The organism is Streptomyces bathyalis, assembly GCF_015910445.1.
Taxonomy (GTDB): domain Bacteria; phylum Actinomycetota; class Actinomycetes; order Streptomycetales; family Streptomycetaceae; genus Streptomyces; species Streptomyces bathyalis.
Genome location: NZ_CP048882.1, coordinates 5,740,227 through 5,752,534, shown reverse-complemented (window position 1 = coordinate 5,752,534; position 12,308 = coordinate 5,740,227). Strand labels below are relative to the sequence as shown.

At 70.8% G+C, this 12,308-nt stretch carries 10 protein-coding genes; 6 read left to right on the top strand and 4 right to left on the bottom strand.

The genetic code is table 11. The features are described from left to right. Positions 1–22 precede the first annotated feature (22 nt). On the bottom strand, positions 23–1,000 hold the full coding sequence (locus G4Z16_RS24930) for a pirin family protein (RefSeq protein ID WP_197352888.1): 978 nt from the start codon (positions 998–1,000) through the stop codon (positions 23–25). Positions 1,001–1,169: 169 nt separating this feature from the next. Continuing rightward, positions 1,170–1,646, bottom strand: a complete 477-nt coding sequence (locus G4Z16_RS24925) for an ATP-binding protein (RefSeq protein ID WP_197352887.1) — start codon at positions 1,644–1,646, stop codon at positions 1,170–1,172. 775 nt (positions 1,647–2,421) lie between these two features. Between G4Z16_RS24925 and G4Z16_RS24920 the strand changes: the two genes are divergently transcribed. The 5 genes from G4Z16_RS24920 (at position 2,422) to G4Z16_RS24900 (ending at position 8,519) form a co-directional block, all read left to right on the top strand. Continuing rightward, positions 2,422–4,011 (top strand): hydantoinase/oxoprolinase N-terminal domain-containing protein, encoded by a 1,590-nt coding sequence (locus G4Z16_RS24920; RefSeq protein WP_197352886.1) that lies wholly within the window; start codon positions 2,422–2,424, stop codon positions 4,009–4,011. Continuing rightward, a complete protein-coding gene (locus G4Z16_RS24915) occupies positions 4,011–5,168 on the top strand; it encodes an S-methyl thiohydantoin desulfurase family protein (protein WP_197352885.1) in 1,158 nt (385 codons plus the stop codon). The genes G4Z16_RS24920 and G4Z16_RS24915 overlap by 1 nt, the downstream gene beginning before the upstream one ends. Positions 5,169–5,204: 36 nt before the next feature. After that, the gene (locus G4Z16_RS24910) at positions 5,205–6,293 is read left to right on the top strand and encodes an S-methyl thiohydantoin desulfurase family protein (protein WP_197352884.1); all 1,089 of its coding nucleotides are present in this window, start codon (positions 5,205–5,207) and stop codon (positions 6,291–6,293) included. After that, positions 6,290–7,855 carry a helix-turn-helix domain-containing protein gene (locus tag G4Z16_RS24905; RefSeq protein ID WP_197352883.1) on the top strand — a complete coding sequence of 522 codons (1,566 nt, stop codon included), beginning with the start codon at positions 6,290–6,292 and terminating at the stop codon, positions 7,853–7,855. Before G4Z16_RS24910 ends, G4Z16_RS24905 begins: the two co-directional genes overlap by 4 nt. Positions 7,856–7,943: 88 nt before the next feature. Beyond that, positions 7,944–8,519, top strand: a complete 576-nt coding sequence (locus G4Z16_RS24900; protein WP_246531050.1) for a GNAT family N-acetyltransferase — start codon at positions 7,944–7,946, stop codon at positions 8,517–8,519. A gap of 29 nt (positions 8,520–8,548) precedes the next feature. On the opposite strand, the gene G4Z16_RS24895 is transcribed toward G4Z16_RS24900, so the two are convergent. Continuing rightward, positions 8,549–9,250, bottom strand: coding sequence for a zinc metalloprotease (locus G4Z16_RS24895; RefSeq protein ID WP_197352882.1), 702 nt, complete (start codon positions 9,248–9,250; stop codon positions 8,549–8,551). 350 nt (positions 9,251–9,600) lie between these two features. On the opposite strand from G4Z16_RS24895, the gene G4Z16_RS24890 reads away from it, so the two are divergent. After that, positions 9,601–10,842, top strand: a complete 1,242-nt coding sequence (locus G4Z16_RS24890; protein ID WP_246531049.1) for a PP2C family protein-serine/threonine phosphatase — start codon at positions 9,601–9,603, stop codon at positions 10,840–10,842. Between the two features lie 25 nt (positions 10,843–10,867). Here G4Z16_RS24890 and G4Z16_RS24885 read toward each other — a convergent pair whose 3' ends face one another. Then, positions 10,868–12,148, bottom strand: a complete 1,281-nt coding sequence (locus G4Z16_RS24885; protein ID WP_246531048.1) for a PP2C family protein-serine/threonine phosphatase — start codon at positions 12,146–12,148, stop codon at positions 10,868–10,870. Positions 12,149–12,308 lie beyond the last annotated feature (160 nt).

Here is a 12,308-nt window from a genome sequence, read left to right as displayed (position 1 = left end):
GTCCGGCCGGTACGCCGGCGGTTCAAGCGCGGCGGCAGGGGTTCCGGCGCGGCCTGAGGACGGTGTTCGGTACGGCGGGAGCCGGCAGCCGCTCCCCCGGATAACCCTCGACGTCGCCGAACCGGTCGGAGGCGTTCTCCCACGCCTCGCGGGCCCGGAGGATCTCCTCGTGGCTGCGGGCGACGAAGTTCCACCACATCACGATCTCCTCCTCGAACGGCGGGCCGCCTAGCAGGATCAGGCGGGCCGCGTCGTCCGAGGTGTTCTCCAGCGTCAGCGTCGCGTTTCCGGGCGCCAGGTAGCCGAGTTCGTGCGGGCGCAGCACCGTCCCGGCCGTCCGTACGTCGCCGCGGTCCACGAGAAGTCCGTGCTCGTAGCCGGGATCGACAGCGAGGGAGGTCAACGCGCCCGGAGCCAGAGTCACTTCGGCACCCAGCAGGGGGCTGAAGACGGGGACGGGCGAGACGCTGCCCGCGAGGGAGCCGAGGAAGACCCTGGCCTCGCCGCCGTCCAGCCGAACGGGCTGCGGCACGTGGTGCCGGAAGTCGCGGTCCGCGTGCCGGTGCTCGCCGGGAAGGGCCACCCATAGCTGCACGCCGTGCAGCACCGTGGTCCGGGCGGTGGAGACCTCCGAGTGGCTGATGCCGTGGCCGCCCGTCATCAGGTTCAGCTCGCCGGGGCGCACGAGCGCGCGCGTACCGAGGCTGTCCCGGTGTTCGATCTCGCCGCTGAAGAGCCAGCTCACCGTCTGCAGACCCGTGTGAGGGTGCGGGGCGACGTCCATTCCGCCCGTTCCGGCGACGTCGTCGGGCCCGTAATGGTCGGCGAAGCACCAGGCGCCGATCAGTGTCCGGGCCCGCTGGGGCAGGGTGCGCCGCACCGTCATCGCCCTCGGCCCGCCCAGCGGCACGTCCCGTGCGGTGAGCACCTCCACGTGCGCGGGCGCGCCGCCGCCCGGTGAGCAGAGAATCTCCGCCGGATCGGTCTCCGTGCTGCTCACCGTCCGCCACCTCCGGGTTCGCCGGGCAGTCAACCAGCACGCTCATGATGGCAGGGCACCCCTGAGGATGCCCTGCCAGGTGCCGGCACCTGTTGGCCGTTCAGGGCGACAGCGCTGAGCGAGCAGATGTCCGACTCCCGACCGCGACCCCCCCGCGGCCGCGGTCAGCTCAGCGGGCAGATGCCCGTTCCCCCTCGGTGCCTGCCGGGAGTGCGAGTTCGCACCAGACGGTTCTGCCGCCGTACGCGGGCGAGTAGTGGCCCCAGGCGCGACTCAGGGTGTCGACCATGTGGAGCCCGCGCCCGACCTCGTCGTGAGGGGCAGCATTGCGTACCTGAGGGTGCAGGCCCTTCGCCCCGGGATCCCAGACCTCGATGAACAGCCCGCCGCGGTGGCGCACTGTCAGCACGATCTGCTGCCGGGCGCGGCCGGTCAGAGGTGCGGGCGCCGAGCTCCCGTGCTTGACGGCATTGGCGACCAGTTCGCACGTGAGTAAGACGGCCGTCTCTGTCAGCGCGCCCAGGCCCCATCCCCTCAGCACTTCCGCCACATGACGGCGGGCGACGGGGACCGCTTCAGGAATGGGCGCCAGGAATTCCACCAGTTCGATCAGCTTGTCCTCGGGACGGGGCACCGTGCGGGACACGGAAAAAGGCCGCGGCTCGGTCAAAGCCGTGGCTGTGCGCCGATGGCGAGCGGACTCGGTCGTGTCATCTCCCTGTGCAACGTCCGTGGGGGGACGGCCAGTTGCCATGGGCGTGCTCCGTGGCTTTCGTTACGGCGGTATGTGTTACTGCCAATGCCCAACCGTAAGCACATTCGACGCTGTGAGGAAGTGGTCACACTGCACACGCCGCGCGCGCGAGGCTGCACCTTGCACGGCCTTCCCTGCCGCTCCGTCGCTGCTGGGAGGCCCCTCACCAGGGTTCGCACTGTGCACTCTGCACGGGCGGGCGAGGCGGACCCGGCACATTGCCCACTGTTCCGGACCGGTGCCACACCTAGAATTCGATGGTTGACGCGCACCGCGCCGAACCGACGCCTGCGATATCCGAAATCGGACATCGCACAAGGAGCGGAGCAAGGTTTCTTTGGACCAGGGAGATTTCTGTCCCGCACCGGTTCCGGTACGGAGCATCCCCGCCGGAATGCATTCTTCCGGAAGGTCCGTGCGCGATGCTTTCCGACGGTCCCCGATTCGGCCGGGACTCCGGACTTCTTTCCGGATGTTCCGATGTGCCGCCCTGTCCGTCGCCGGACGTTCTCCTCGCCGCCACCGTCGGCACGGGCCCCGGAGCCATGACGGGCGCACCTGGCCGGAATCGTCATCGGGCCGCTTGGACGCCATGAACTTCGCCCGTACCGTGGCGTTCCCGTTCGTCCCCATCACGGCACGGCATTGACCGAGGAGTTCTCACCACATGCGGATCGGTATCGACGTCGGCGGAACGAACACGGACGCCGTGCTGATGGACGGCGACTCCGTGCTGGCCGATGCGAAGGTCACCACGACTCCCGACGTGACGGACGGAATCGTGCGGGCGGTGCAACGCCTGCGGGAGCAGCGGGACTTCGACCCGGCGGCCCTGACCGGCGTGATGCTCGGCACGACCCATTTCATCAATGCGATCGTCGAGGCGCGTGACCTGGCACCGACCGCCGCCATCCGTCTCGGCCTGCCGGCCACTCAGTCGCTGCCGCCGCTGGTGGGCTGGCCGGACAACCTGGTGAGCGCCATCGGCGGCCACACGTATCTGTGCCACGGCGGGCACGAGTACGACGGGCGCGTCATCTCCGAACTCGACCCCGGCGAACTGCACCGGATCGCCGACGAACTCGCCGTCAACGAGGTCCGTTCGGTCGCCATCACCTCGGTCTTCTCACTCGTCAACTCCGAGTTCGAGCTACGGGCGGCAGAGATCCTCGCCGAGCGGCTGCCGGGGCTGCGGGTGAGCCTCTCCCACGAAGTCGGCCGCACCGGCCTGCTGGAACGGGAGAACGCCACCGTCATCAACGCCGCGCTCGGCGAACTCGCGGAGCGCATCTGCGACGGCATGGTGGCGACGCTGCGGACCATAGGCCTGCATGCGCCGCTGTACCTCAGCCAGAACGACGGCACGCTCATGGGCGTCGACTACGCCCGCCAGTATCCGGTGATGACGTTCGCGTCCGGGCCGACCAACTCGATGCGTGGTGCGGCATATCTGTCCGGGGTCGACGACTGCGCGGTCGTCGACGTCGGGGGCACCACGACGGACGTCGGCATGCTGCACCGCGGCTTCCCGCGGGAGGCGAGCGCCGAGGTGAGCGTGGGCGGCATCCGCACCAACTTCCGCATGCCCGACGTGCTCTCCTTCGGCGTCGGCGGAGGCAGCCTCGTGCGGCACGAGGGCGCGGACGTCAAGGTCGGGCCGGAGAGCGTCGGTTACCGCCTGCAGGACGAGGCCCTCGTGTTCGGGGGCGAGACCCTCACCGCCACGGACCTCGTCGTCGCCGCCGGCCTCACGCGGATCGGCGACCCGGAACGCGTGGCCTCCCTGGACCGTGACCTGGTGAGCGCGGGACTGGACTACGTGACGGACCGGATCACCGGGACGATCGACCGGATGCGCACCAGCAGAGCGCTCGTCCCCGTCGTCCTGGTCGGAGGCGGCAGCGTGCTGCTGCCCGAGGAGCTTCCGCTGGCGTCCTCGGTGCTGCGGCCCGAACAGTTCGCCGTGGCCAACGCGGTCGGTGCCGCCATCGCCCAGATCAGCGGCGACGTCGACCGCATCTTCGCGATCCAGTCCGGTCAGCGCGACGCGGCGCTGGACACCGCCAAGCAGGAGGCCACCGACCGGGCCCTGATCGCCGGCGCCAGCCCGGGCACGGTCGAGATCGTCGAGGTGGAGGAGATCCCCCTCGCGTACCTGCCGGGCAACGCGACGCGGATCCGCGTGAAGGCGGTCGGCGACCTGGCGCAGAGCACCTCCGCGCCGTCCCCGGTCGCGCACGGGCGCGGGGTCCGTTGATGGCCTGGGACCTCCAGCTCACCGACCTGCCCGACCTCGCCCGCGGATCCGCACTGCTCGGCGCGGGAGGCGGGGGCGACCCGTATCTCGGGGAGTCGCTGGCCGCCGATGCCCTGAAGTCGGGCGCGGGGAGCGTCCGTTTCCTCGACCCGGACGAGCTCGGCGAGGACAGCCTCGTCGTCACGACGGCCATGCTGGGAGCGCCGACCGTCCTCGTGGAGAAGCTCCCGAACGGCACGGAAGCGGCCCTCGCTCTACGCGCGTTGGAGCAGCGCCTGGGCCGCCCGGTCACCGCCACGATGCCCGCCGAGTGCGGCGGCATGAACTCGATGGTCCCGCTGCTGGCGGCAGCGCAGCTCGCGCTGCCCGTCGTCGACGCCGACGGCATGGGCCGCGCCTTCCCCGAGTTGTCGATGACGACGTTCGGCGCCTGCGGCCTGCCGGGCTCGCCCATGGCGATGGCCGACGAGCACGGCAGCGTGGCCGTCGTCGAGACCGGGTCCGACAACCGGCGGCTGGAGTCGCTGGCCCGCGCGCTCGCCGTCAGCATGGGCGCCTCGGCCTCGATCGCGATCTACCCCATGAGCGGCCGAGACGTCCGCCGTACGGCAGTGCCGCGCACCGTGAGCACGGCCGTACGGCTGGGACGGGCGGTGCGGGAGGCCCAGGAGAGACACAGCGACCCCTTCTCCGCGCTCCAGGAGGCGCTGCCGCACACGGTGTACCGGCACGGGAGGGTCGTCTTCTCGGGCAAGGTCGTCGACGTGGAACGCCGCACGGCCGACGGCTTCGCCCGCGGTCGCGCCGTGGTCGCGCCGGACCGCGCGGTCGCGGATCGCACGGCTACGGACAGCACGGCTGCGGACAACGCCTCCGCGGACGGCGCGGAGGCGATGTGCGAACTCGTCTTCCAGAACGAGAACTTGGTGGCCCGGGTCGGCGGCCGGACGGTGGCTGTCGTGCCCGATCTCGTCACCGTGCTGCACGCGGACTCGGGGGAACCGATCACCACCGAGGGGCTGTCGTTCGGGCAGCGCGTGCGGGTGTTCGTGATCTCCGCGCCGGACCGGCTGTGCACCCCCGAGGCGCTGGCCACCTTCGGGCCGCGGGCCTTCGGCGTCGACGAGGACTACCGTCCCGCCGCGCCCCTTCCCTAGGCATATGTCATTTCAGTCATTGACTGATTCCTTTTGGTGAGCACCACCACAATGGGAGGCATGTGGCAGATCACACTTGACGACGTACCGGCTCTCAGCAAGGCCGCCATGCTGCTCGGCGCAGGCGGCGGGGGCGGCACGGGCACGGAACTCGTGGAGCCCATCCTCCGCCGGGCGTTGCGCGAGCACGGTCCCGTCGAGGTCGTCAAACCTGTCGAACTGCCGCCCGAGAGCCTGGCGGTGCCCGTCGGCTTCGTAGGCTCCGGCACGGTCATGCACGAAAAGCCGTACGAGGGCAGCGAGATAGCCCGCGCGATACGTGGCGTCGAAGGACACACCGGCGTCACGGCGCAGGCGGTGGTCGGCGTGGCGATGACCGGCATCATGGCGGTGGTCCCCGTCATCGCGGCCGCGCAACTCGGCCTCCCGCTCGTCGACGCCGACGGCACCGGGCGCGGCGTGACCAAGCTCAGCCAGACCACTCTGACGCTGGCAGGGATCGACCTGACCCCGGCCGCGTTCACCGCCGACAAGGGCTCCAACCTCCTTGTGGACGGGGTGAACAGCGCCGACGCGGAGTCGGTGATCCGGCTGTCGATGCCAGCGATGGGCGGCTGGGCCGGCATGGCCTGGCGGCCGCTGCGCATGGACGAGATAGACAACGGCATGCTGGTCGGCACCTACTCCATGGCGCTGGAGATGGGACGCCTGCTGGAAGAACGCGACCGGGAGGCGCTCGCGGCGCGCTACGGCGCTCGAACTCTCTTCGAAGGCAAGATCGTCGAGGTGCCGCGGCGGCACTTCGGACAGTTCCCGACGGGCACCGTCGTCATCGAGCACACCGAACAGCGCGACCGCGCACTGCGCATCGAGATGCAGAACGAGTACCTCGTCGCGCTCGAGGACGGACGCATCGTCGCCTGCGTACCGGACCTCATTTGCGTTCTGGAACAGGAGACGGGTACCTGTCTGACGGCTGAGCGGGTGCGCTACGGCCTGTGGGTCGAGGTGCTGGGGATACCGTGCCAGCCTCAGTGGCGTAGCCCGGCCGGACTGGAACTGCTCGGACCGCGGTCGTTCGGCTACGACATGGAGTACGTACCGCTGGAGGGAGCGCCCGGATGACGACGCCCTGGCAGCCGGTCACGGTCCGCATGCTGTGCGGGCTGGAAGGGCTGGTGGGTGCACACCTCGCCGCCGGAAAGGCGGGCCTCGACCACGAGGTGTGCTCGATCGAGGTCGTCTCGACCCTGGCCAGTGCGGAATCGGTGACGGCCGGTGCGCTCGTCATCGCGGCACCGGGCGACACGGAGCTCGTCGTCCTGGACATGATGCTCAGCGCCGTCCGGGCGGCGGGCGCGGTGGGGTTCGTCGTGACGAAGGGCCCGCACCTGGTCGGATCGGCCACGCGGCTGGCCGACAAGCTGGGGATGCCGCTCCTCGTCGCCACCTTCAAGGACCCTCTTCAGCTCGCGCGGCAGCTCGACCGTGTCGTCCACGCACCGGAGTTGGTGCGGGCGGACGTGCTCAGCCAGCTCGGCCGGCAGCTGCGCCACCGCCACTCGGAACCGGGTCCCGTCCTGGACACCCTCTCGCGCATGCTGAGCGGCCGGGCGAGCCTGATCGACCCGGTGGGCACGGTGCTCTCCGGGGCGACGCTGGCGCTTCCCGAGGGCACCCTCGCCGACCCCTCGCCGCACACGGTGCCCGCGGCCGAGGACAGCCGCGACGGCGACCTGGTGCTCGTCCCCGTCACCCTCGACGTCCAGTCGGGGCCGGACGTATGGCTCGCCGTGCAGCTCCCGCCGGGGCCGCGGACGTGGACGACGACGGCCGAACAGGCCTCGACACTCGCCGCGTCCGCGATCACCGGCTGGGTGGCCCGGCGCCGCATCGAGGGGGAACGCGAGCTCAGCGAACGCCGCGATCTGCTCTCCGAGTTGCTGAAGAAGCCGAACAACCCCAACCGCGAGGTGGCGGAGGGCGGCCTGAAACTCGGCTGGCAGGTGCACGGTTGGCACACGGGCGTGCATCTGCGCTCGCTGCGTCCCGCCCCGAACTGGCGGCGGCGGACCGCCGACCTCCTCAACGCCGCGCTGTCCGAACAGGGCCTCAACGGGCACCTCGTCGAGCGCGGCGAGGGCTGGGCGTTCTGGGTCACCTCGGAACGCGAGCCGGCCCATGCCGCGTCCGGCGACATGGTCAAGCAGCTTCGTGCCGCGCTGGGTTCACTGTCCGACGAGGCGCCGCTGACAGCGGGCGTGGGGCGTCCCCGTGAAGGCCCGGAGGGCCTGGCGAGGACCCTCACCGAAGCCCGGCAGGCGTGCCTGCTGGCCGGCGCGGGGGCACGAGGCATGCGCGTCGCGCACATCGACGAGCTGGACCTCCAGCAGCTGCTCGCCGACTGGTACAGCCTGGAGTCGTTCCAGACCTACGCACGGCAGATCCTCAAGCCGCTCTCGGACCGCGGCGAGACGGAACTGATCCGGACCGTCGAGGCGTACCTCGAACACGAGTCGTCGGCGTCGTCGACGGCCGCGTATCTGGGGGTCCACCGCAACACCGTCGCGGAGCGGATCGCACGCGTCGAGAGCCTCCTCGATGTGAACCTCGCGCTCCCCGACCACCGCCTCGTGGTCCAACTCGCCTGCCGTACCCTGCGCTTCGGCAGCCGCCGCTCCAGCTGACCCCGCCCCTCCCGGACGTCGCCCGGCACCCGGGCGGCCACCGAGGCGCCCGATATTCGATTGAGGGACGACAACGCAGGTGCTTGGCTTGCGAGTTCGCGGAGACGTCGAACGAGTACTGGGGGGCGGGACGGCGATGGTGTCCGGGGACCTGGTGGAACTGCGGCCGTTGGAGCCGTCCGAGGCCGAGGTCGTGTGGCGCTGGCACCGCGACCCGGAGGTGATGCGCTGGATGGACGAGGGCTACGCGCAGTCGCTCGCCGACGTCAGGAAGCGCCTGGAGGAGAGACCGCGCAATGCCTACGGCGAGGTCCTGTACGGGATCGAGGTCCTCGCCCGGGCGGCGCTCATCGGTCTGGTGCGCCTGCGCGACGCCGAGCCGGAGACGGGCTGTGCCGAACTCGACATCTACATCGGGGAGAAGGAGCACTGGGGCCGAGGCTACGCCACCGACGCGATGCGGGCCATGTGCCGCTACGGCTTCGAGAAGATGCGGCTGCACAAGATCTCGCTGACGGTCGTCACCGAGAACCACGCCGCCCACCGTGTCTACCGAAAGGTGGGGTTCACCGAGGAGGGCAGGCTCCGCCAGGTCTTCCGGCGCGACGGCCACTGGTACGACATGTTCACCATGGGCCTGCTGGAAGGCGAGCTCCGCCCCTGAACACCCGCCGCCTCCCCGCGGCACCCCGCTCAACCCGTGTCGCCCTGCCGTGAGTTGGCGAGGAGGGCCTTCAGCCCGGCGATGTCGAAGGCCGTGAGCCTCCCCGCCGAACGCGCCGTCCCGTGACCGCCGTTGGGTGAGCACATCACCGGCCTCGTGCCGTGCGGGTCGGTGGCGCACTCGTAGAACTCGACGGCGCCGTCGCCGTCCAGGTCGCGGTTCGGATGGCCGAGGCCGAAGGTGTGCAGCATCTCGTGCACGAAGGTGTTGCGCAGCTGATGTGGGGCTATGACCCAGGTGCCGTCGAAATACTCGCTGTCCATGGTCACCACGCCGCCGGCCGAGACGCCCTTCTCCGGCGCCGGGCAGGGCATGCCGCGGCTGTAGCCGCCGCGGCCCATGGGCCGGTACGTCTGCGTGTACTGGATGTGGCCCCACGGCGGGCACACCGCCGGGTCGACGTGCTCCACTCCGCCGATGGTCACCTTCACCCCGGCCGCCCTCATCTGCGCGACCGCGGCCGTGAGATGGGGGAGGTAGCGCTTCCGCAGCTCCGCCGAGGCGAACGTGACCGTGTAGGGGCGTGAAGGGCTGACCGAGGTCACCCCGAGCCTCGCGGCGACCTGAAAGCCGGTGCCCGCGAGGGTGATCCGTGCGGCGTGGGCGGGGGTCACGCCGAAAGCACACGTCACGACCAGTGCGGCGCCGACTGCTATGCCGGTCCTCAGCATGTGGCTCCTGTGAACTTGTACGGGACGAGCTCGGGTGGGGGCGGAGCAAGGGCGAAGCCGTCCGGCAGCACAGAGCCGTACACGGCCGGCACGGCCGATGGCACGCGGTCGGTACCGCCGACGGGGAACAGTCGCCGCGGCACTCCGGACGGTGTCCCGGGGCCGCGCGGCTGGTCATCGGTTTTCGCCCGGTTTCTTCCCGATCGGTTGATTGCTGCCCACGGGCCGGGTCCGTCATGCCGCTGCCCGTGTGTACTGCGGAGACGCGCGGACGGCGGCGCCCGGCGCGCGAAGAGCCGGGTCCGTCCATAGATTCGGAGCAACAGCCGACACGGGGGTTGGCAGGAGCCGTGGAGAGATCGGAGATCGACTACGCCGCGCTGTTCGCGGCCACACCCAGCCCGTATCTGGTCCTCGACCAGCGGCTGATCATCGTGGACGCCAACCGGGCGTATCTGCGGGCCACTGGCCGGTCGCACGACGACCTCGTGGGGCAGTACATCTTCGACGCCTTTCCGGCCAACCCTGATGACCCGTGGTCGCACGGCGTGGAGAACCTGGCCGCTTCGCTGCACCGGGTCCTCGATCTGCGCAGGGTCGACACGATGGCGCTGCAGAAGTACGACATCCCCGTCGTCAGCCACCCCGGCGAGTTCGAGGAACGCTGGTGGTCGCCGATCAACACCCCCGTCTTCGGCCCCGACGGCTCCGTGGTGCGCATCATCCACCGCGTCGAGGACGTGACGGGCTTCATCAGGGACCGCGGCCGCCTGCCCTCCACGGACGAGGCGAGCGACGAGCGGTTCCGCAGCGCGGAGACGGAGCTCTACGCGCGGGCCCAGGAGCTTCAGAAGGTCAACGAGGAGCTGCGGCGCGCACACGCCAGGGAGAGCCGGGTCGCTCTCACCCTGCAGGAGGCGATGCTCTACTCCCCGGACCTTCCACGTCCCGGCGTCGCCGTCCGCTACCTGCCCGCGGTCGGGACGCTGAACGTGTGCGGGGACTGGTACGACGTCACCGACGTGTCAGGGACCGGACTCACCGCCGCGGTCGGCGACGTCGTCGGCCACGGCCTGGAGGCCGCCGGGATCATGGGGATGCTGCGCAGCGCCCTCAGCGCCGCCATGCGCGCGACCGACAGGCCCGCCAGGGCCCTGCAGATCCTGGACCTCTACGCGGGCTCCGTCGAGGGCGCGCAGTCCGCGACGGCCCTCAAGGTCAGGGTCGACACCGACGAGCAGATGATCACCTACAGCAGCGCCGGGCACCTTCCGGCCGTGCTGCTGCACCCCGACGGCGCCTGCGAGTTGCTGGACCGGGCCACGGACCCGCCACTGGCCTCCCGCCCGGAGGTCCTCCCCCGGCCCGAGGCGATCGCCCCCTACGTTCCAGGTGACTCCCTGATCCTCTACACCGACGGACTGGTGGAGCGCCGCGACGAGGACATCGACCAGGGCATCGACCGCCTGACGATTGCCCTCGCCTCCTGTGGCGGGCTCGACGCCGAGCGGATCGCGGACAACGTGCTGGCCGGGCTGGGGGTCAGCCACGGCGCCCCCGACGACATCGCCCTGGTCGTCATCAATCTCTGACCGGCCGCTGCCATGCGGCCCGTCCTCAGCGCGACGGACGGTCCAGCCGCGCCGGCGCGCTCCCCGCGGGCAGGCCCACCAGTGCCTCGGCCTGTCCGGGCGGGTACGGGCGGGGGCCGTGCCACTCCAGGACGAGCACCGTGGCGTCGTCGCTCAGCCGTCCGCGGTGGTAGTCGAGGTGGTGGCGGACGAGGCGGCGCAGCGTTTCCGGGACGGGCAGACCGTCGGCGTGGTGCCTGATGAGGAAGTCGGTGAAGCGGTCGAGCCCGAACTCCTCGCCGTCCGGGTTGCGTGCCTCGGTGATGCCGTCCGTGTACAGCAGCAGCCGGTCGCCGGGCTCCAGCTGCTCGCGGCAGAGGGACGGGTTGATGCCCAGGCCGGTGCCCATCGGCGGCGCCGGCGGGCACTCGAGGGGCACCGCGAAGCGGCCGCCGCGGATGACGACCGGCGGATAGTGGCCCCGGCTGATCCACGTCAGCAGCCCGGTGCCCAGGTCGAGGTCGGCGAGCACGCCCGTGGCGTAGCTGCTGTCCTCGAACTGGTCGACGAGGGCCTTCTCCATCCCGTTCGCCGTTTCCAGCAGGTCGCTTCCCTGCCGCCGGTGGTTGCGGCAGGCGGCGACCGCGAGGTTCGCGGTGAGGCCGGCGGCGGTGTCGTGGCCCATGGCGTCGATGATGCACAGGTGCGCGACGTCGCTGGAGAAGGCGTAGTCGAAGGCGTCGCCGCTGACCTCGTACGCGGGCTCCATGAGCGCGCTGACGACGACCCGGTCCGTCGCGAACGTACGCGGCGGCATCAGGCGCCATTCCATCTCCGCGGCGACGTTCATGCGCCGCCGCCGCACCAGACGGGCGTAGGCGTCGCTGGTGCCGCGTTTCGTGACCACCAGCAGGGCGACGAGACCGGCCAGATCCCGCATGTCCTCCATGAAGCCCTCGTCCGCGTCGGACGTCGTGATCCGCATCAGCCCGATCCGTTCGGTGCCGTTGAGCACCGGCACCCACCACTGGCCTCCGCTCGCGGATGTGGGAAGGATCTCGCCTAGCTGGAAGGCCCGTCCCGGCGCCGTGCCGTCGATCTGCAGCTCGGCGGGAAGATCGCCGGTCATGCTGCCGCCGTCCATCCCCTCACCCGTCATGAGGGTGAGGACGGTCTGCTGGATGTCGGAGACGTACAGCAGCACCTCCGGCCAGCCGTAACGCCGGGCCTGCTCGCTCACGACACCGGGCACCTGCGTCAAGGTGCTCAGATGGCTGGCGGAGATGAGCCCGCCGAGCATCTGTGCCCGGTCGGTTGCCCTGGCCATGACTGAGCCTCCTTCGGCCGCCGACGCGCACAGGGAGCCCGGACCAGGGAGGCCGGACCGACGCCATCCGTACCGTTCCGGATCTGTCAGCTCACCCCTGCTCCTCCCCGCTGCCGCGGTTCCCTTTCAAGGCTGCACCCCGCTCCCGGAAGTCCGCCAA